Origin of the sequence: Geobacillus subterraneus, from assembly GCF_001618685.1 — a bacterium.
Taxonomy (GTDB): Bacteria; Bacillota; Bacilli; order Bacillales; family Anoxybacillaceae; genus Geobacillus; species Geobacillus subterraneus.
Genome location: NZ_CP014342.1, coordinates 278411 through 298060 on the forward strand (window position 1 = coordinate 278411; position 19650 = coordinate 298060).

Consider the following 19650-nt stretch of genomic DNA (forward strand, 5'->3'; position numbering starts at 1 on the left):
GAGGACTATGGCGACAGAAACGAAAATTCCATTCGATGAAACATACATCCGCACGTTCTCAAGCGAACGCGGCGAACCGGACTGGCTGACCGAGCGGCGCCTTAACGCGCTCGCGCAGGCGGAACAGTTGCCGCTGCCGAAGCCGGACAAAACGAAAATCGACAAGTGGAACTTTACCGACTTCTCCCGCCATGCGGTCGACAGCGCACCGTATGCCGGTCTTGATGACTTGCCGGAGGCGGTCAAGGCGCTCATTGAAGCGGGCGAAGGAACGAAAAATTTATACGTGCAACGCAACCATACGCCGGCTTACGTTTCGCTCTCTAGCGAGCTGAAAGAAAAAGGGGTCATCTTCACCGATATTTTCACGGCTGCGAAAGAGCACGGCGATTTGCTGAAGAAGTATTTCATGACCGATGCGGTCAAACCGGATGAGCACCGCCTCGCCGCGCTTCATGCCGCGCTGTTTAACGGCGGCGTGTTTGTGTACGTTCCGAAAAACGTTGAAATTGAAACGCCGCTTCAGGCTGTTTACATTCAAGAGGAAGACGACATCGCCTTGTTTAACCATGTCATCGTTGTCGCGGAAGACAACAGCCGCGTCGTGTTCGTCGAAAATTACTTATCGGCGGGCAATGAAGGGAAAGCGGTCGTCAATATTATCGCCGAGGTGTTTGCCAATGCGAACGCGCGCGTCTTTTTCGCGGCCGTCGACCATTTGGCCAAAGGCGTGACGACGTATGTCAACCGGCGCGGCATCGCCGGGCGCGACGGGCGGATCGAATGGGCGCTCGGGCTGATGAATGACGGGAACACCGTGTCGGAAAATATCACTCGCCTCATCGGTGACGGATCGTTCGGCGATACGAAAACGGTTGTCGTCGGCCGCGGCGAGCAAGTGCAAAACTTTACGACAAGCGTCGTTCATTACGGGAAGCATACGGAAGGCTACATTTTAAAACACGGCGTCGTCCGTGACAGCGCCACCTCGATTTTTAACGGCATCGGCAAGATTGAGCACGGCGCGTCAAAATCAAACGCCGAACAAGAATCGCGCGTGTTGATGTTAAGCGAAAAAGCGCGCGGCGATGCGAACCCGATTTTGCTTATTGACGAAGACGATGTCATGGCTGGCCACGCGGCGTCGGTCGGGCGCGTCGACCCGATTCAATTGTATTACTTAATGAGCCGCGGCATTCCAAGAAACGAAGCCGAACGGCTGATCATCCACGGCTTTTTGGCGCCGGTCGTTGAAGCGATTCCGCTTGAAGGCGTGAAAAACCAATTGATCGAAGTAATCGAAAGGAAAGTTCAATCATGAACGTGAAAGAAATTCGTTCGTTGTTTCCCATTTTGCATCAACAAGTGAACGGCCATCCGCTCATATATTTCGACAGTGCGGCGACATCGCAAAAACCGCTGCCGGTGATCGAGGCGCTCGACCGCTACTATCGCGAGTACAACTCGAACGTCCACCGCGGCGTCCATACGCTCGGCACAAAGGCGACCGACGCGTATGAGGGGGCGCGCGAAAAAGTGCGGCGGTTTATCAATGCCCGTTCAGTGCAAGAAATCGTCTTTACGCGCGGAACGACGACAGCGCTCAACTTGGTTGCCTCAAGCTATGCGCGCGCCAATGTGAAAGAAGGCGATGAAATCGTCATTACGTACATGGAGCATCATAGCAATTTAATTCCATGGCAACAGGCGGCGAAACAGACCGGAGCGACGTTGAAATATATTCCGCTGCAAGAGGACGGAACGATCGATCTCAACGATGTCGAGGCAACGGTGACGCCGGCGACGAAAATCGTGGCCATCGCCCACGTATCGAACGTGCTCGGCACGATCAACCCGGTTCGCGAGATCGCCCGCATCGCCCATGACCGGGGCGCTGTTGTCGTTGTTGACGCGGCGCAAAGCGCTCCGCATATGAAAGTGGATGTTCAAACGCTCGACTGTGATTTTCTCGCGTTTTCGAGCCATAAAATGTGCGGACCGACCGGAGTTGGCGTATTATATGGAAAAAGAGAACTGTTGGAGCAAATGGAACCGATCGAGTTTGGCGGTGAAATGATCGATTTTGTCGAGCTGTATGATTCAACATGGAAAGAGCTGCCGTGGAAGTTTGAAGGCGGCACGCCGATCATCGCCGGGGCGATCGGCCTCGGGGCGGCGATCGATTTCCTCGAGCAAATCGGGTTGGATGCCATTGCCGCTCATGAGCACGAACTGGCGCAATACGCGCTCGAACGGCTCGCTGACATCGATGGCGTCACGGTCTACGGACCGAAAGAGCGGGCCGGGCTGGTGACGTTTAACATCGAAGGGGTGCATCCGCACGATGTGGCGACGGTTCTTGACGCGGAAGGAATCGCCATCCGCGCCGGCCACCATTGCGCCCAGCCGTTGATGAAATGGCTGAACGTGACCGCAACCGCCCGCGCGAGCTTTTATCTTTACAACACAAAAGAGGAAATCGATGCGTTTATCGCCGCATTACAGAAAGCGAAGGAGTACTTCAGCCATGTCTTCTAATCATCCGTTAGACCAGCTTTACCGCCAAGTCATTATGGATCATTATAAAAACCCGCGCAACCGCGGCGTGCTTGAGGGCACGAACGTCGATATCAACATGAACAACCCGACGTGCGGCGACCGCATTCACTTGACGATGAAAGTAGAGGACGGAAAAATCGCTGACGTCAAGTTTGAAGGGGAAGGCTGTTCGATTTCGATGTCATCTGCGTCGATGATGACGCAGGCGATCAAAGGGAAAAACGTCGAAGAAGCGCTTCGGCTCGCCCATATTTTTTCGGAGATGATCCAAGGCAACGAGTATGACGATTCTGTGGATCTTGGCGACATTGAGGCGCTTCAAGGGGTTTCGAAATTTCCGGCCCGCATTAAATGTGCGACATTGGCGTGGAAAGCGCTCGAAAAAGGGCTGCACGACCATTAAGATGGAGGAAGGTGAACGACGATGGCGAAAAAAGCACCGGAAATCGGCGAATATAAGTATGGTTTCGTCGATAAGGACGTCTCCGTCTTCCGCGCCCAGCGCGGGCTGACGCGGGAAGTCGTCGAAGAAATTTCGCGCATGAAAAACGAGCCGCAATGGATGCTCGAGTTCCGCTTAAAAGCGCTTGATATTTTCTACAGCAAGCCGATGCCGCAATGGGGCGGCGACTTGTCGAGCTTGGATTTTGATGAAATCACATATTACGTCAAACCGGCTGAACGCTCGGGCCGTTCGTGGGACGAAGTGCCGGCGGAAATTAAAGCGACGTTTGATAAACTCGGCATTCCAGAGGCGGAGCAAAAATATTTGGCCGGCGTTTCGGCGCAATACGAGTCGGAAGTTGTCTACCATAACATGAAAGAAGATTTGGAAAAACTCGGCGTCATCTTTAAAGACACCGATTCGGCGTTGAAAGAAAACGAAGACTTGTTCCGCGAACATTTTGCCAAAGTGGTGCCGCCGACGGACAACAAGTTCGCGGCGTTGAACTCGGCTGTTTGGTCGGGCGGTTCGTTCATTTACGTTCCGAAGGGCGTCAAAGTCGAAACGCCGCTGCAGGCGTATTTCCGCATTAACTCGGAAAACATGGGGCAGTTTGAACGGACGCTCATCATCGTCGATGAAGGGGCGCACGTCCATTACGTCGAGGGCTGTACGGCGCCGATTTACACGACGAACTCGCTCCATAGCGCGGTCGTTGAAATCATCGTCAAAAAAGGCGCGTACTGCCGCTACACGACGATCCAAAACTGGGCGAACAACGTCTTCAACTTGGTGACGAAGCGCGCCGTTTGCGAAGAAAATGCGACGATGGAATGGATCGACGGCAACATCGGCTCGAAGCTGACGATGAAGTACCCGGCTGTCATCTTAAAAGGCGAAGGGGCGCGCGGCTTGACGCTGTCGATCGCCATCGCCGGCAAAGGCCAGCACCAAGACGCCGGGGCGAAAATGATTCACTTGGCGCCGAATACGTCTTCGACGATCGTCTCGAAATCGATCTCGAAACAAGGCGGGAAAGTCACGTACCGCGGCATCGTTCATTTCGGCCGCAAAGCGTCCGGTTCGCGTTCAAACATCGAATGCGATACGCTCATTCTTGACAACCAATCGACATCGGATACGATTCCGTACAACGAAATTTTAAATGACAACATCTCGCTTGAACACGAGGCGAAAGTGTCGAAAGTGTCCGAAGAGCAGCTGTTCTACTTGATGAGCCGCGGCATTTCCGAACAGGAAGCGACGGAAATGATCGTCATGGGCTTCATCGAGCCGTTTACCCGAGAGCTGCCGATGGAATACGCCGTCGAGATGAACCGCTTGATCAAGTTTGAAATGGAAGGAAGCATTGGGTAAGCTTGATGAATCAAGGGTGGAGCGCTCCAGCGTGGGCGCTTGACCCACAAAACGCCCACATGATCAACGCAGGACAAAACAAGGGAGCGGCCGCCGTCCCTTATTCTTTCCGGTGATCTCCGGAAGCGTCAAGGCCGCTCCGCAGGCCATTTCTTCCCTCATAGGAGCATGTTTTTAGGGGAGCGCTCTTTTTGGGCGCTCCCCTGTCGTGTGCGCCCGGCATGGGTGCAGTCTATAGGGTGAAAGTCCCGAACTGCGAAGGCAGAAGTAGCAGTTAGCTTAACGCAAGGGTGTCTGCGGCGACGCAGAATCTGAAGGAAGCGGGCGGCAAACTTCCGGTCTGAGGAACACGAACTTCATAGGAGGCTGGGTATCATTGGGTGAGTTTGCACGACAAAACGAAGCCCTTTCTGCCGAAGGTGATACCGAGTAAATGAAGCAGATAGATGGAAGGAAAGACTGCACTCTTACCCGGGGAGGTCTGTCCGGGAAGCCAAGTGCGCTTGGCAACCGTTGGAGCGATCCAACGCTGAACGGACAGAAGTCAGCAGAGGTCATAGTACCCGTCTAGCTTAAGATAGAAGGGGAAGGACCGAACCATGAAGGAGAACGGCCACTAGGCGTTCATCTTCTTTGATGAAGCAGACAACCCGAAAGGGCCTGCTTGAGGGAGGAAATGGTGAAGTCCATGGGGGACCTCAAGAGGGTGGAGAAGAAGATGGCACAAATAGAACGGATCGTTCACGTAGAGAGGAAGAATCGGAATGTGGATGAAACAGGTACTGTCACGGGAGAATCTCCTGCGAGCACTCAAACAAGTGGAAAAGAATAAAGGGTCCCATGGAACCGATGGAATGTCCGTCAAAGACCTGCGAAGACACCTCGTGGAACATTGGGACGTGATACGGCGCGCTTTGGAAGAAGGGACCTACGAACCTTGCCCGGTCCGACGGGTCGAAATCCCGAAACCGAACGGAGGAGTCAGGTTACTAGGAATCCCGACCGTGACAGACCGGTTCATCCAACAGGCCATCGCCCAAGTGCTCACGCCGATCTTTGACCCATCCTTTTCGGAACACAGCTACGGGTTTCGTCCCGGTCGAAGAGGACACGACGCGGTGAAAAAGGCGAAGCAGTATATTCAGGAAGGATATACATGGGTGGTAGATATCGACTTGGAAAAGTTCTTTGATCGAGTCAACCATGACAAACTGATGGGGATATTAGCGAAACGAATTCCAGACAAAATCCTCCTAAAGTTGATACGGAAGTATCTACAGGCAGGGGTCATGATCAACGGGGTGGTCATGGAAACACAAGAGGGGACTCCACAAGGAGGGCCGCTCAGTCCACTTTTGTCCAACATTCTCTTGGATGAGCTGGACAAAGAATTGGAAAAACGAGGGCACAAATTTGTACGGTATGCGGATGACTGCAATATCTACGTAAGGACGAAGAAGGCCGGGGAACGGGTGATGAAATCGATCACGGCATTCATTGAAAAGAAACTCCGGCTGAAAGTCAATGAAACCAAATCGGCAGTGGATCGACCGTGGAGGAGAAAATTCCTCGGTTTTAGCTTCACCCCAAATAAGGAGCCAAAAATCCGGATCGCAAAGGAAAGTATTCGGCGCATGAAGCAAAGGATACGCACCATGACGAGTCGATCGAAACCGATTCCCATGCCCGAGCGAATCGAACAGCTCAACCAGTACATTCTGGGATGGTGTGGATACTTCTCGTTAGCAGAGACTCCAAGTGTGTTCAAAGAACTAGATGGATGGATTCGACGAAGGCTGCGCATGTGCCAATGGAAAGAGTGGAAACTTCCGAGAACCAGAGTCCGAAAACTGCAAAGTTTAGGAGTGCCCAAGCGGAAAGCATATGAATGGGGAAACACTCGGAAGAAATATTGGAGAGTGGCCGCTAGTCCCATCTTGCATAAAGCCCTTGGCAACTCCTATTGGGAGAGCCAAGGGCTGAAGAGTCTTTATCAACGATATGAATCTCTGCGTCAGACTTAATGGAACCGCCGTATACCGAACGGTACGTACGGTGGTGTGAGAGGACGAGGGTTAGTCACCCTCTCCTACTCGATTCCTTTTCCATGCCAGGCGGCTCTGTTCAGCCGCGCCCGGTCTTCCTGTTTAGCTCTGGACTTTTTCAAGCGCCAATTTGATGCCGAACCCGATCATCACCGCGCCCGTGATGCCTTCGATCCATTTCTTCGTTTTCGGCCGCTTCATGAAATCGCTGATATAATGGATGAAGGAAATGTAAAACAAAAACCATATCGCGGTCATCGCCGTATAAGCCGCCCCCATCAGGAGAAACGGAACAAAGGAGTGCGAGCCCGGTGCTACGAATTGCGGCAAAAAGGTTAAGAAAAAGGCCGCCACTTTCGGATTTAAGAAATCGGTCAGAAACCCTTGCTTGAAGCAGGCGGTATGTTCTCCTCCTCCTCTGATGTCCGTTTCCACACTGGGGGCTTCGCCTTTTTTCATGACCCCATATAATGCCTTAACGCCTAAATACGTTAAGTACACAGCACCCACATACTTCAGGATCGAAAACAGCAAGGCCGATTGCATAATGACGGCGGAAAGCCCGAGCGACGCCGCGGCGGTGTGGAGAAACAAGGCGCAGCAAACCCCTAGTGCGGTTTTCAAGCCGCCGATCTTCCCTGCGGAAATGGTGTTTTTGGTCACCACCGCTGTGTCGGGGCCGGGCAGCACAATCAAAAATATCGATAAGAGAAGAAACGGGTACAGATGGATCATTGGACAGCCCTCCCATTGTCAGAATGTTTCGATGGGTATCATTGTATCGCAATCGTTCCTCGATTGTAAATTATGGACGTTATGAATCTATGAACTGACATTGCCCTTGATGGTGCGGCGGTCATTTTTATTTCGCGCCGCCCGCGCTTATGGTATAGTGAAGATAGCTGGAAATCGAACGAATTGGTGATCGTGATGATTTACATCGGACTGACTGGTTGGGGGGATCATGACAACCTCTATCCGCCAGGTCTTGCGGCGAAAGACAAGTTGCTGGAATACGCGGCCCATTTTCCAACGGTCGAGGTCGATTCGTATTTTTACGCCATTCAACCGCGGACGAACGTGGAAAAATGGATTCGCGAAACGCCGCCGTCGTTTCAGTTTATCGTGAAGGCCTACCAAGGGATGACCGGGCATGAGCGCGGCCCGATTCCATATGAGAACAAGGAAGAGATGTTTGCGGCGTTTTTGGAGTCTGTGGCGCCGTTTCAAGAGGCGGGCAAGCTGGCGATGGTGCTGTTTCAGTTTCCGCCGTGGTTTGACTGCCGGCGCGAGCATGTCGCCTACTTGCGCTCGGTCAAGGCGCGGATGGGAGCGGTGCCTGTCGCCTTGGAGTTTCGTCATCAGTCGTGGTTTTCGCCCCGGTTTTACGATAAAACGCTCCGTTTTATGGAAGAGGAAGGATGGATTCACAGCATCTGCGATGAGCCGCAAGCGGGGGAAGGGTCGGTGCCGACCGTGTTGCATCCGACTGATCAGGAAAAGACGCTCATCCGCCTGCACGGGCGCAATGTGCACGGCTGGAACAAGGCGACGGCCGGAGAGAACTGGCGGGCGGTCCGCTATTTGTACCGCTACAATGAGCGCGAGCTAAGCGAATGGGCGAATCATATCAAGGCATTAATGGGAAAGACGGCACATATTTATGTGTTGTTTAACAACAATTCCGGCGGGGATGCCGCCGACAACGCCAAGCAGTTGATCGATTTGCTTGGCATTGAGTACAAAGGGCTTGCGCCGCGCCAGCTCGGGTTGTTTTGAAGAGGGGGAGGCAAGATGGCTTATGCGTTGCTTCTGTTCATCGGGTTTGTCGCCGGAACGCTCGGGAGCTTGGCCGGCCTCGGCGGCGGGGTGATCATCGTGCCGGCGCTGTTATTTTTCGGCGCCCTTGGCTGGCTCGCGGCGGTGACGCCGCAAGTGGCGGTTGGCACGTCGCTTGTTGTTATTATTTTTAATGGTTTGTCATCGACATTGTCATATATGAAAGATAAAATGGTTGATTACCGAAGCGGGCTGCTGTTTTGCCTCGGCAGTATTCCCGGGACGGTTCTCGGCGCGTGGGTGAACAATACGCTCAGCGTCGCCCATTTTTCATTGTATTTTGGGCTGTTTTTAATCGCCATGTCGCTCTTTTTGTCGTTGAGCCAAAAGAAAACGAAGCCGCGGGCATCGGAAGAGGGCGCGGCGGCAAAGGAAAACGGGCTGGAGCCGGATGCCTTCGCCCCAGAACGAAAGGAAACGGCCCATCCGCCGTGGTGGAGGCGAAAAGTAGTGCGCACGTACACCGGACGGAACGGGGAAATGGCCGTGTACGGCTATCATCCGGTTGCGGCGGTCGCCATCGCGTTTGTCGTCGGCTTTTTCGGCGGGCTGTTTGGCATTGGCGGCGGCTCGCTCATGGTGCCGGCGATGATCGTGCTGTTTCGCTTTCCGCCCCATGTGGCGGTGGCGACGTCGATGTTGATGATTTTCCTGTCCTCCCTCATCGGTTCGCTCACCCATGTCGCGATGGGAAACGTGCAATGGCCGTTTGCCCTTGCCCTCATTCCCGGGGTGTGGATCGGCGCGAAAACAGGGGCGTGGATCAATAAGCGGATGCCGAGCCGGACGCTTGTCGTCGTGCTGCGGCTAGTGCTTGTGCTGCTCGGGGCCCGGCTTGTATGGGAAAGTTTGGCGTAATGGAAGGAGGGGCGCGCGTTTTGAAGCAAACTATCTACATTTATCATACGAACGACGTGCATAGCCATTTTGAACATTGGCCGCAAATCGCCCGCTTTTTGTCGGAACGGAGACGGGAACATCGCGCCCGCAACGAGGCGATGCTGTTGTTTGACGTCGGCGATTTTCTCGATCGCGTGCACCCGATTACCGAGGCGACGCGCGGAAAAGCGAATGTGGATTTGTTGAATGATCTCGGCTATGATGCGGTGACGATCGGCAACAATGAAGGAATCACGCTTGATTACGACGAGCTTGATACGCTGTACGAGCGGGCTCGGTTTCCGGTTGTGGTCGCCAATTTGTTCCGCCGCAACGGCGAGCGGCCGCATTGGGCGCTTCCGTATGTCGTTATCCCGGCGACAGAGACGTTCCGCATCGGCGTAGTCGGTGCCACCGCCCCCTTTTCCCATTTTTACGAGTTGCTTGGCTGGAAAATTGCCCCACCGTTTGATTTGTTGGCCGCAGCGGTGGAGGAAGTGAAACGAAAAGCTGATTGCGTCGTCGTCTTATCCCATCTTGGGGTGAATGAAGATGAAAAAATCGCTGCGACGATTCCGGGCGTGGATATTGTGTTGGGCGCTCATACCCACCATGTGTTTCCAGAAGGCAAGGAAGTAAACGGTGCGCTTCTTTGCGCGGCTGGGAAATACGGACAATATGTCGGCGTCGTTAAGCTGGAAGTGGAAGGGCGACGTCTTGGGCGGGCGTCTGCGAAGGTGGTGGATGCTGGTGTGATGCCGTTTTCCGAAGAAGTGGCGTGCCGCCTTCGCTCCCTTGAACAGAAAAGTTTGGCGCGGCTTGAAGCGGAACAAGTCGCTGTGCTCCATGATGACTTGCCGCTTGACTGGTTCGCTCCGTCGCCGCTTGCCCGTTTGCTTGCGTCTGCGCTGCGCGAATGGTGCCAGGCCGACATCGGCATGGTCAACGCCGGCGTGTTGCTTGAACCGCTGTCAAAAGGACCGGTGACGAAAAAAGATGTGCATCGCATTTGCCCGCATCCGCTCAACCCGTGCAAGGTGAAGCTGCGCGGCGCGGAGCTCAAAGAGATTATCCTTGAGGCCAATACGGAACGGATGAAGCATTTGCGGTTTAAAGGGTTCGGCTTCCGCGGCGAAGTGATGGGGGAAATGGTGTACGACGGCGTCGAGATCGAAACGGAGCTGGAAGAAGACGGCGCCTGGCATATCCGCGCCATTCGAATCAACGGCGAGCCGCTCGAGCCGGAGCGCACCTATGACGTGGCGACGACCGACATGTTTGCCATTGGTCATTTTTACCCGCAAATTCAGCGGGCGGCGGAGAAAACGTACTATATGCCGGAGTTTTTGCGCGATCTTCTCGCCTGGAAATTGGCCCAATAGGCAGGCACTTCTTTTTCCATGCTTCATACATTGGAGTATGGAAAGGAGAGTGACTGCGGCGATGGTGGAAGTGACGCCGATCATCATTGACGGGTATCCGTTGATTGCCGTATCTGTGAAGCTGCCAAAGACGAATTTGCTGGCGGTGGCGAGCGACAAAGGATATATTATGTGCGGGGCGCTCGATGTCGCCTTATTGAACGAAAAGCTGCGCGACCGCGGCATCATCGCCGGCCGGGCGGTCGGGGTGCGCACGATCGAACAGCTGCTTGAAGCACCGCTCGAGTCGGTGACAATCGCCGCCCGAGAGCTTGGCATTGAACCGGGAATGAAAGGGAAAGACGCGCTGTTGAAAATGCGGTGAAAAAATCCCTCCTTGCAAGCATACATATAGCTTGTAAAGGAGGGATTTGTATTTTGGTGCGCCCCCGGTTGCTGCGAAGAGGCCCGCTCCCGTTCCGCTACGTGTTTTTATTGACGTTCGTTTTTTTTATGTTTTCAACGGCGGCAAGCCTTTGGATTGTGAATAAAGGCATGAAGCCCGTGCTGCTGGAAATAGCTGAAACGGAAACGAAGCGGATCGCCAATTTAGTGATCAACAATGCGTTGGAACAACAGTTCAGCAAAGAAAATCCTGAATTCCAGAAAATTGTCACCCTTCAACAAGATCAGAACGGCAAAGTCGTGTCTGTCGATTTCAACACAGAAATCATCAACCGCATTTTAGAAGAAACAGACGATCATGTGATGGAAAGCTTGAAGGCGGCGACAGAGGGGCGGATTGAACGCATGGTGCTCCCTGAAGTCGAATCCGGTCAAGGGAACAGCCGCGGCATCATTTACTACATCCCGCTCGGGCAAGTGACGAACAACGCACTGTTAGCCAACCTCGGCCCGCGCATTCCGGTCCAGTTTCAAATCGTCGGCAACGTCGATTCCGAAGTGACGAAACAAATTCATGCGTATGACATCAACAATTTTTTTATTGAAGTGGATATTCATGTTGCTGTCGATATTCAAGTGATCATCCCGTTTGCTTCAAAAATTTCCACTGTGACAAGCGACATTCCGCTTGTTATGCGCTTCATTCCAGGAGAAGTGCCGCAATTTTATAACAAAGGAAGCGGTCCTGTTGGCCCTTCACTTCAGCTGCCAACACGCTAGAGAGGGAAATGGTTTTGGTAGAAGCATGGAAACATTATACAAAGAAAGCGTTCCCTTTATCAATGGTTATTCAGCTGTTTCGCCAGCATTTGTTCAGAGCGGAACAGCTTTTTCATTTTCAAAAAGAAAACCGCTAGACGAACAGGATGGAATTTTGTAATATTATATTAAATTGAAAATAGTTTTATTATTTATGTAATTGCTAGAGGGGATGTGGGAGCAGAGGACAAAAGGAATGGGGAGAAAGAAGGGTCGGTTTCCAATCCGGCTGCTCCTTCACGACCACAAGTGCGCATGCAGAGGGTTTTTCGCCGATACCGTTAAACTGCGCACTCCGATGACAGAACATTATGAACAATGGGGGGAAAACGAGTGAAAAAGAAAAAAGTAGCAGGTGTCTTTTTCTCGCTCATGCTGACAGCGGGCCTTATGGCCGGCTGCGGCGGCAACCAACAAGGCGGCTCCTCGGGCGGCGGTGGAGGGGGCGGCGATGTCATTAAAATCGGCGCCAACCTTGAGCTCTCCGGCGGGGTCGCTTCGTATGGACAGTCGATCGCCGAAGGAGTAGAGCTGGCGTTTGAGGAAATCAACAAAGAAGGAATCAACGGCAAAAAGTTGGAGCTTGTCAAAGTAGACAACAAATCGGAAGCGGCCGAAGCGACAAACGGCGCCATCAAGCTGATCAGTCAAGATAAAGTCGCTGCCATTATCGGGTCGGCGACGAGCACGAACACGCTCGCTCAAGTGCAAATTGCCAATGACAATAAAGTTCCGATTATTACACCGTCTGGGACGAGCGAAACGGTGACCGTCAAAGATGGCAAAGTGAACGAGTTCGTCTTCCGGACGTGCTTTATCGACCCGTTCCAAGGAACGGTGGCGGCAAAATTCGCATTGGATGACTTGAAAGTGAAAAGTGCGGCGATTTTGATCGACAGCGCGAGCGATTACTCGAAAGGGCTGGCGGCGTCATTTAAAGAAACATTTACAGCCGGCGGCGGCCAAATTGTTGCCGAAGAAGCGTATGTGGCGAAAGACACCGACTTCCGCGCCACGCTGACGAGCATTAAATCGGCCAATCCGGAATTTTTATTCTTGCCGGGCTACTATGAAGAAGTCGGTTTGATCGTCAAACAAGCGCGCGAGCTTGGGTTGAACGTCCCGATCATGGGCGGCGACGGCTGGGATTCGCCAAAACTGATTGAGCTTGCCGGCAAAGACGCGTTGAACAATACGTACATTACGAACCATTATTCGTCGGGCGACCCGGACCCGAAAATTCAAGAATTTGTCAAAGCGTTCCAAGCGAAATACAATAAAGCGCCGGACGCCTTTAACGCCCTTGGCTACGATACGGTATACTTCTTGGCGGATGCCATCAAACGGGCTGGCAGCGCCGATCCGGTGAAAATTAAAGACGCGCTGGCGCAAACGAAAGATTTGCAGCTTGTCACGGGAACATTTACGGTCGATCAAAACCACAATCCTGTCAAATCGGCCATTATTTTGGAATACAAAGACGGGCAGCAGCAATTTAAAACAAAAGTGAATCCGTAATAAAAGGCTGGATGGATGCGTGGACAGGGGAGGCCCCTAAGGGGCGCCCTCCCATCCGGCATTTCTTTTGGCCAACGACGAGTTTTCGTTAAGGAGCGTGCAATCATGGAACTCATTCAACAGCTGGTCAACGGCATTTCGCTAGGCAGCATTTATGCGCTCATCGCGCTTGGCTATACGATGGTGTATGGCATCGTCCGGCTCATTAACTTCGCCCATGGCGACGTCTTTATGATTGGTTCATTCGTCGGTTTTTACGCTGTGACGATGCTCGGCGTCGGTTTTTTCCCAGCGCTGTTGTTGGCGATGGCCGCCTGCGCCGTGCTCGGGGTAGTCATTGAGCGGATTGCGTACAAGCCGCTGCGCAACGCGACGCGCATTGCTGTGCTCATTACGGCCATCGGTGTCTCGCTTTTGATCGAGTACGTGATGATTTATTTGCGCGGGGCACAGCCGGAAGCGTATCCGGGTACGCTGCTTCCAAAGCAGAATTTGGAGCTGTTTGGCGTCGTCATTAGCAGCCAGTCGCTATTCATCCTCGGCACGTCCCTCGTCTTAATGATCCTTCTTCAATTCATCGTTCACCGAACGAAAATCGGGAAAGCGATGCGCGCCGTCTCGCATGATGCGGAAGCGGCTCGATTGATGGGGATTAACGTCGACAATACGATTTCGGCCACGTTTGCCATCGGCTCGGCGCTCGCCGGGGCAGCCGGCGTCATTTTTGGCATTTATTATACGAAGATCGACCCGCTGATGGGCATTCTCCCAGGCTTGAAGGCGTTTGTCGCCGCCGTGTTGGGAGGGATCGGCATCATTCCGGGCGCGATGGTAGGAGGGCTTTTGCTTGGCGTTATCGAATCGCTCGTCAGCGGGCTTGGCTATTCGCTTTGGCGTGACGGGGTGGCGTTCATCATTTTAATTCTCATCCTCATTTTCCGGCCGGCCGGATTGTTTGGGAAAAATGTACGAGAAAAAGTGTAAAGGATGGTATGGAACATGGCAACTTGGAAGCGGACACGTGGGTTTTGGGTTTCCATCATATTGGCGTTCGCCTTTTTCGCCGTTGTCCAGTGGCTGATTACAAGCGGAACGTTAAACATCTTTTATGTGAACACCCTCTTTTTTATGGCGATTAACGTGATTTTGGCGGCCAGTCTCCATTTAATTATCGGAATTACTGGACAATTTTCGATTGGTCATGCCGGCTTTTTCGCTGTCGGTGCTTACGCCTCCGCGATTATGACGATGAAGCTGCAGCTGCCGTTTGCCGTCGGGGTAGTGGCAGCCGGGGTGGCGGCGATGCTCGCTGGTCTTATCATCGGTGTGCCAAGCTTGCGCTTAAAAGGCGATTATTTGGCCATCGCGACGCTCGGGTTTGGCGAAATTGTCCGCATCGTTTTGTTGAACATCGACTATGTGGGCGGAGCGAGCGGCATGACAGTGACCCATATGACGACATGGCCGTGGGTGTTCGCGTGCTTGTTGATCACGATCATGGTCATCGCCAACTTCACGAATTCGACGCATGGGCGGGCGTGCATCTCAATCCGTGAGGATGAAATCGCTGCCGATGCGATGGGGATCAACACGACGTATTACAAAGTCGCAGCGTTTGCGATCGGTTCGTTTTTCGCCGGCATTGCCGGGGCTTTGTACGCCCATCACTTTTACATTATTCAGCCATCGAACTTTGGCTTCCTGAAATCGTTCGACATTTTGATTTTCGTCGTCCTCGGTGGGCTCGGCAGCCTATCCGGCGCGGTGGTGGCCGCGGTGTTGCTGACGATCGTTTCGACGTTCTTGCAAAACTATCCGGAAACGCGGATGATCATTTACAGCATCGTCTTGATTTTGGTGATGCTGTACCGTCCAACCGGGTTGATGGGGACGAAAGAACTATCTTCGCTCTTCAAATGGCGGAAGGCAGCGCAGGGAGGAATGAATCATGGCGGCAAGAACACCGTTGCTTAAAGCGGAAGGGGTCGGCATCCAGTTTGGCGGGCTCAAGGCGCTCTCCGGTGTGACGATGGAGCTATATCAAGGGGAGCTTGTCGGGCTCATCGGCCCGAACGGCGCGGGGAAAACGACGCTGTTTAACTTGTTGACGGGCGTGTATGTGCCGACTGACGGGCGGATTATGCTTGACGGCGAGACGTTGAACGGACTGCCGCCGTATAAAATTACGCGCAAAGGGATCAGCCGGACGTTTCAAAACATTCGCCTGTTTGGCGAGCTGTCGGTGCTCGACAACGTGAAAGTCGCCTACCATGCGCACGCCCGCCATTCGATCGCGAGCTCCATTCTCCGCCTCCCGTCCCATTTCCGCGGGGAAAAGGAAATGGAAGAAAAGGCGATCGAGTTTTTAAAAATTTTCCAGCTTGACGGCATCATGCACGAGAAAGCGAAAAACTTGCCGTACGGCCAGCAGCGCCGGCTTGAGATCGCCCGGGCGCTGGCGGCGCAGCCAAAAGTGCTTTTGCTTGACGAGCCGGCCGCCGGCATGAACCCGCAAGAAACGAAAGAATTGATGAACTTGATCGCGTTTATCCGCGAACGGTTTGCGTTGACGATTTTGTTGATCGAACACGATATGTCGCTTGTGATGGGCATATGCGAGCGCATTTACGTGTTGGACCACGGCCAATTGATCGCCCACGGCACGCCGGAACAAGTGCGCAGCAACCCGAAAGTGATCGAGGCTTACCTTGGCGAGGAGGTGTCGTGACGTGTTGAAAGTGGAGGCAATCGATGTGTTTTACGGCAACATTCATGCCTTAAAAGGCGTATCGCTTGAGGTGAACAAAGGCGAGATCGTCACGCTGATCGGCGCAAACGGCGCCGGCAAAACGACGCTGCTAAAAACGATCTCCGGCTTGTTGAAGCCGAAAAGCGGCGACATCGTCTACGAAGGGGCTTCGATCGCCGGCAAGGCGGCGCAAACGATCGTCAAGCACGGCATTTCCCACGTGCCGGAAGGGCGGCGCGTGTTTGCCAATATGACGGTCGAGGAAAACTTGGAGCTTGGCGCGTTTTTGCGCAAAGACAAAGACGGCATTCAACAAGACTTTGCCAAAGTCTTTCAGCTGTTCCCGCGCCTCGAGGAGCGGCGCAAGCAGCTGGCCGGCACGCTTTCGGGCGGCGAGCAGCAAATGCTGGCGATCGGCCGCGCGCTCATGGCGCGCCCGAAGCTTTTGCTTTTGGACGAGCCGTCGATGGGGCTCGCCCCGCTGCTCGTGAAAACGATTTTCCGCATTATCGAAGAAATTAATGAATCGGGAACGACGATTTTGCTTGTCGAGCAAAACGCCCATATGGCGCTCTCGATCGCGGATCGCGCCTATGTCATCGAATCGGGGCGCGTCGTCCTGTCGGGGGCGGCGAGCGAGCTGCAGGCGAGCGAGCAAGTGAAACAAGCCTATTTAGGCGGACATTGACCGCTAATGGCGGTCAGACGAGGAGGGTGTCTCTCATGCGGCGAGACACCCTTTTTTCTTCATATCGTTTGCCGCAATAGAAAGCGGTCTTTCCACGCAGCCTTTTGGCACGGCGGATGCCGTCAGCGGCGCTTTTGCCGCTGCCGCTCGGCCCGCTCCCACGCTTTCAAGTGCGGATACGGGTCAAACGCCCACTCCGTATAGCCGTTGTCTTTGTACATGCCGTAATGGAGGTGGGGCGGGAACTTTCCAGCGGTGCCCGGCGGCCCGTAGCCGGAGCTGCCGACCGAGCCGATGATCGTGCCCGGCTCGACGATTTGCCCTTCGCGAAGCCCGGCGGCAAAGCCGTTCAAATGGGCAAAATAATGGTACGTGTTGTTGATGTCGCGGATGCCGACGCGCCAGCCGCCGTATTTATTCCATCCTTTCAGTTCGACAATGCCATAGCACGTCGAGCGGACCGGCACGCCGTAGCCGGCGAAAATGTCGGTTCCTTCATGAATGCGGCGCCCGCCCCAGCCGCGCGCATCGCCCCACGTGTCGCGGTAGCTGTAATTCGCCCGCAACGGGAGCGGAAAGACATGGTCATCCAGTTTCAATGTCTTGTATTTTTTGTAAATCTTCACTTTTCCTAAAATCAAATCCACCGTTTTGGAGCGCTGGTAATAGTTCCAAAACGCGATTTTAATATGGCGATGATCGATGCCGTATGTCTGCAAATAGCGCGCCATGGCCATGATGACGTCGTCGTCGTCATCCGACCGCGCCTTGCCGTCCCCGTCTCCGTCCACACCGAGCCCGCCAAACTGGGAAATCGTAAACGGGTTCGTATCGTGCGGATTTTTGTTCAGCGGTCCGGCCCATACGTCCGGTTTCATATAAATGCCGAGAACGCCGGTTGGTTTTGGCAAGTCGCGGCGCGCTTGCCGGATGTTCCGTTCATACTGGTCGATGGCGGCAAAGTAATACCATGGAATGAGCGAAACCGCCTCCGCTTTTTTATACAGCTCCATGCGCTGTTCGTATACTGCGTCGTCGTTTTCCGCCGCGGAAGCCGCGCTGGCCGCTATGAACAACACCGTCGCCACCCATAGGGCGACAAACCATCGGTGCACGTGGAATCCCCCCTTTTCGCCCATTTCATATGTTTAGTTTGGGGAGAAACAGGCGATTCATAAATGTTAAAAAGAGGAAAGCGGCTTATTTTTTTGTGTTTTTTCGCGTTTTTCATTTATAATGAAAATGGAACAATCCTCGACAAGTGGAGTGAGAACGATGGCAACAAACGAAGAACATGTCCGCAAGCCGGACTGGCTGAAGATTAAACTGAACACGAATGAACATTATATCGGATTGAAGAAGCTGATGCGGGAAAACCGTTTACATACTGTGTGCGAAGAGGCGAAGTGCCCGAACATTCATGAGTGCTGGGCGGTAAGGCGGACGGCGACGTTTATGATTTTGGGCAGCGTCTGCACGCGCGCCTGCCGCTTTTGCGCCGTCAAAACCGGGCTCCCGACCGAGCTTGACTGGCAAGAGCCGGAACGCGTCGCCGAGTCGGTGCGCATCATGAATTTAAAACACGTCGTCGTTACGGCCGTCGCCCGCGATGACCTCAAAGACGGCGGGGCGGCGGTGTTTGCGGAAACGGTGCGTGCCATCCGCCGGAAAAATCCGTTTACGACGATTGAAGTGCTGCCATCGGATATGGGCGGCGTGTATGAAAACTTAAAAACGCTGATGGACGCCCGCCCCGATATTTTAAACCATAACATTGAAACGGTGCGCCGCCTGACGCCGCGGGTGCGCACCCGCGCGACGTACGAACGTTCGCTTGAATTTTTGCGGCGCGCGAAAGAACTGCAGCCGGATATTCCGACGAAATCAAGCATCATGGTCGGTCTTGGAGAAACGAAAGAGGAAATTATCGAGGCGATGGACGATTTGCGTGCCAACTACGTTGATATTTTGACGATCGGCCAATATTTGCAGCCGACGAAAAAACATTTGAAAGTCGTGAAATATTACCATCCGGACGAATTTCAAGAGCTGAAAGAGATCGCGCTGAGCAAAGGATTCAGCCATTGCGAGGCCGGTCCGCTCGTCCGTTCGTCATATCATGCCGATGAGCAAGTGAACGAGGCGGCGAAAGCGCGGCAGTTGAAAGCGTAACATCGGCCAGGCAAACAGGAAAACGGTCGTGCCTCTCCATTAAGAAGGCAGACCGTTTTCTTTGCCCTAGCGCCCCTCCGGTGTCGGCCGCGGTGTGCCGTCGCGGAAGTCGCGGTCGAGCTCATCGTTCGTTTCATTGATCATTTCGCCGTTTTCATTTTCCCCGCTGCTGAGCTTTTTCCCTTGCGGATATTTCAGCATTTGCTGGATGGTCGCATCCATGATTCGGTCAACGTCGCGGCTGTTCGAGTCGAGGCGGCCGAAGCGCTCAATCTCTCTCATCAGCTGCGGATTGTCGGCCACATACACATGGTAGTAACGGGGAACGACCGAAAGCGCCGTCTTTTTCACTTGATCGGCTGTTTGCTCCCGGTTATTTGTGTCGGCATCATAGACGACAAGCACTTCCTCGTCTGTGACCAGCGTAGCGACGTCATTGACGTTCGGCAGCTGGGTGCACAACTTGCTGATTAAATCGGCCGCTTGCTCGCGGTTGAATGACGGCATGTCATTATAGCCGTTTGCATCGCCGAGGGTTGGGCTCTTTTGGTGACGGACGTAGCCAAAGTTGTTTAGCGGTGTGTCATCGCCGTTTGGCACCCCGTTTTCGTTATATAGCTCATTGCGGTCGGTAACATTGATCGTATTGCCGCTCCGCTTGTAGACGTCGGTGTTTTCGTCCTGGGCCGCCTGCGCGCAGCCGGCTAGGGCGACGGCCGTTCCGAACATAACGGCCAACCATGGTCGTCTCATCGTCAGCACCCCCTTCACTTTTAGGGTGGCACACGCTCTTC

Annotated in this window: 19 protein-coding genes; 16 read left to right on the forward strand and 3 right to left on the reverse strand. The window is 53.7% G+C overall.

What is annotated here, in order from left to right:
* Positions 1-7 precede the first annotated feature (7 nt).
* The 5 genes from sufD to ltrA all read left to right on the forward strand — a co-directional run bounded on the left by sufD (position 8) and on the right by ltrA (position 6405).
* The gene (sufD, locus tag GS3922_RS01240) at positions 8-1321 is read left to right on the forward strand and encodes a Fe-S cluster assembly protein SufD (protein WP_063164838.1); all 1314 of its coding nucleotides are present in this window, start codon (positions 8-10) and stop codon (positions 1319-1321) included.
* The gene (locus tag GS3922_RS01245; protein ID WP_063164839.1) at positions 1318-2538 is read left to right on the forward strand and encodes a cysteine desulfurase; all 1221 of its coding nucleotides are present in this window, start codon (positions 1318-1320) and stop codon (positions 2536-2538) included. The genes sufD and GS3922_RS01245 overlap by 4 nt, the downstream gene beginning before the upstream one ends.
* Positions 2528-2962 (forward strand): Fe-S cluster assembly sulfur transfer protein SufU, encoded by a 435-nt coding sequence (sufU, locus tag GS3922_RS01250; RefSeq protein ID WP_063164840.1) that lies wholly within the window; start codon positions 2528-2530, stop codon positions 2960-2962. The genes GS3922_RS01245 and sufU overlap by 11 nt, the downstream gene beginning before the upstream one ends.
* Positions 2963-2983: 21 nt before the next feature.
* Positions 2984-4381: a Fe-S cluster assembly protein SufB gene (gene sufB / locus GS3922_RS01255; protein WP_063164841.1), complete on the forward strand. Its 1398-nt coding sequence runs from the start codon at positions 2984-2986 to the stop codon at positions 4379-4381.
* A 764-nt stretch (positions 4382-5145) separates the two neighbouring features.
* A complete protein-coding gene (gene ltrA, locus GS3922_RS01260) occupies positions 5146-6405 on the forward strand; it encodes a group II intron reverse transcriptase/maturase (protein ID WP_020961418.1) in 1260 nt (419 codons plus the stop codon).
* Between the two features lie 123 nt (positions 6406-6528).
* Here ltrA and GS3922_RS01265 read toward each other — a convergent pair whose 3' ends face one another.
* Positions 6529-7161 (reverse strand): LysE family translocator, encoded by a 633-nt coding sequence (locus GS3922_RS01265; RefSeq protein ID WP_063164842.1) that lies wholly within the window; start codon positions 7159-7161, stop codon positions 6529-6531.
* Between the two features lie 195 nt (positions 7162-7356).
* Here GS3922_RS01265 and GS3922_RS01270 point away from each other — a divergent pair, with 195 nt between their 5' ends.
* The 10 genes from GS3922_RS01270 to GS3922_RS01315 all read left to right on the forward strand — a co-directional run bounded on the left by GS3922_RS01270 (position 7357) and on the right by GS3922_RS01315 (position 16684).
* Positions 7357-8205, forward strand: coding sequence for a DUF72 domain-containing protein (locus GS3922_RS01270; RefSeq protein ID WP_063167274.1), 849 nt, complete (start codon positions 7357-7359; stop codon positions 8203-8205).
* 15 nt (positions 8206-8220) lie between these two features.
* A complete protein-coding gene (locus GS3922_RS01275) occupies positions 8221-9123 on the forward strand; it encodes a sulfite exporter TauE/SafE family protein (RefSeq protein ID WP_063164843.1) in 903 nt (300 codons plus the stop codon).
* 20 nt (positions 9124-9143) lie between these two features.
* Complete coding sequence (locus GS3922_RS01280; protein WP_063167275.1) at positions 9144-10526, forward strand: bifunctional metallophosphatase/5'-nucleotidase; 1383 nt, start codon at positions 9144-9146, stop codon at positions 10524-10526.
* Positions 10527-10587: 61 nt separating this feature from the next.
* Positions 10588-10890: a YunC family protein gene (locus GS3922_RS01285; protein WP_063164844.1), complete on the forward strand. Its 303-nt coding sequence runs from the start codon at positions 10588-10590 to the stop codon at positions 10888-10890.
* Positions 10891-10943: 53 nt separating this feature from the next.
* Positions 10944-11690, forward strand: coding sequence for a sporulation protein YunB (yunB, locus tag GS3922_RS01290; protein ID WP_063164845.1), 747 nt, complete (start codon positions 10944-10946; stop codon positions 11688-11690).
* A gap of 372 nt (positions 11691-12062) precedes the next feature.
* Positions 12063-13247 carry an ABC transporter substrate-binding protein gene (locus tag GS3922_RS01295; protein ID WP_063164846.1) on the forward strand — a complete coding sequence of 395 codons (1185 nt, stop codon included), beginning with the start codon at positions 12063-12065 and terminating at the stop codon, positions 13245-13247.
* Between the two features lie 105 nt (positions 13248-13352).
* Positions 13353-14231 (forward strand): branched-chain amino acid ABC transporter permease, encoded by an 879-nt coding sequence (locus GS3922_RS01300; RefSeq protein ID WP_044742715.1) that lies wholly within the window; start codon positions 13353-13355, stop codon positions 14229-14231.
* A gap of 15 nt (positions 14232-14246) precedes the next feature.
* Entirely contained in the window at positions 14247-15221 is a 975-nt protein-coding gene (locus GS3922_RS01305; RefSeq protein WP_063164847.1) for a branched-chain amino acid ABC transporter permease, read from the forward strand.
* Positions 15196-15975: an ABC transporter ATP-binding protein gene (locus GS3922_RS01310; RefSeq protein ID WP_063164848.1), complete on the forward strand. Its 780-nt coding sequence runs from the start codon at positions 15196-15198 to the stop codon at positions 15973-15975. Before GS3922_RS01305 ends, GS3922_RS01310 begins: the two co-directional genes overlap by 26 nt.
* A 1-nt stretch (position 15976) precedes the next feature.
* Entirely contained in the window at positions 15977-16684 is a 708-nt protein-coding gene (locus tag GS3922_RS01315) for an ABC transporter ATP-binding protein (RefSeq protein ID WP_063164849.1), read from the forward strand.
* Positions 16685-16806: 122 nt separating this feature from the next.
* On the opposite strand, the gene GS3922_RS01320 is transcribed toward GS3922_RS01315, so the two are convergent.
* Entirely contained in the window at positions 16807-17763 is a 957-nt protein-coding gene (locus GS3922_RS01320; RefSeq protein ID WP_225995607.1) for a M23 family metallopeptidase, read from the reverse strand.
* Positions 17764-17959: 196 nt separating this feature from the next.
* Here GS3922_RS01320 and lipA point away from each other — a divergent pair, with 196 nt between their 5' ends.
* On the forward strand, positions 17960-18856 hold the full coding sequence (gene lipA / locus GS3922_RS01325) for a lipoyl synthase (RefSeq protein WP_063164851.1): 897 nt from the start codon (positions 17960-17962) through the stop codon (positions 18854-18856).
* 66 nt (positions 18857-18922) lie between these two features.
* Here lipA and GS3922_RS01330 read toward each other — a convergent pair whose 3' ends face one another.
* Entirely contained in the window at positions 18923-19609 is a 687-nt protein-coding gene (locus GS3922_RS01330; protein ID WP_063164852.1) for a YhcN/YlaJ family sporulation lipoprotein, read from the reverse strand.
* Positions 19610-19650 lie beyond the last annotated feature (41 nt).

Coding starts and splice junctions, on each gene's coding strand:
- sufB (WP_063164841.1), top strand. CDS start 2,984: ATGGCGAAAAAAGCACCGGAAATCGGCGAATATAAGTATGGTTTCGTC.
- GS3922_RS01265 (WP_063164842.1), bottom strand. CDS start 7,161: ATGATCCATCTGTACCCGTTTCTTCTCTTATCGATATTTTTGATTGTG.
- GS3922_RS01310 (WP_063164848.1), top strand. CDS start 15,196: ATGGCGGCAAGAACACCGTTGCTTAAAGCGGAAGGGGTCGGCATCCAG.
- sufD (WP_063164838.1), top strand. CDS start 8: ATGGCGACAGAAACGAAAATTCCATTCGATGAAACATACATCCGCACG.
- ltrA (WP_020961418.1), top strand. CDS start 5,146: ATGTGGATGAAACAGGTACTGTCACGGGAGAATCTCCTGCGAGCACTC.
- GS3922_RS01270 (WP_063167274.1), top strand. CDS start 7,357: ATGATTTACATCGGACTGACTGGTTGGGGGGATCATGACAACCTCTAT.
- sufU (WP_063164840.1), top strand. CDS start 2,528: ATGTCTTCTAATCATCCGTTAGACCAGCTTTACCGCCAAGTCATTATG.
- lipA (WP_063164851.1), top strand. CDS start 17,960: ATGGCAACAAACGAAGAACATGTCCGCAAGCCGGACTGGCTGAAGATT.
- GS3922_RS01285 (WP_063164844.1), top strand. CDS start 10,588: ATGGTGGAAGTGACGCCGATCATCATTGACGGGTATCCGTTGATTGCC.
- GS3922_RS01305 (WP_063164847.1), top strand. CDS start 14,247: ATGGCAACTTGGAAGCGGACACGTGGGTTTTGGGTTTCCATCATATTG.
- GS3922_RS01300 (WP_044742715.1), top strand. CDS start 13,353: ATGGAACTCATTCAACAGCTGGTCAACGGCATTTCGCTAGGCAGCATT.
- GS3922_RS01245 (WP_063164839.1), top strand. CDS start 1,318: ATGAACGTGAAAGAAATTCGTTCGTTGTTTCCCATTTTGCATCAACAA.
- GS3922_RS01330 (WP_063164852.1), bottom strand. CDS start 19,609: ATGAGACGACCATGGTTGGCCGTTATGTTCGGAACGGCCGTCGCCCTA.
- GS3922_RS01275 (WP_063164843.1), top strand. CDS start 8,221: ATGGCTTATGCGTTGCTTCTGTTCATCGGGTTTGTCGCCGGAACGCTC.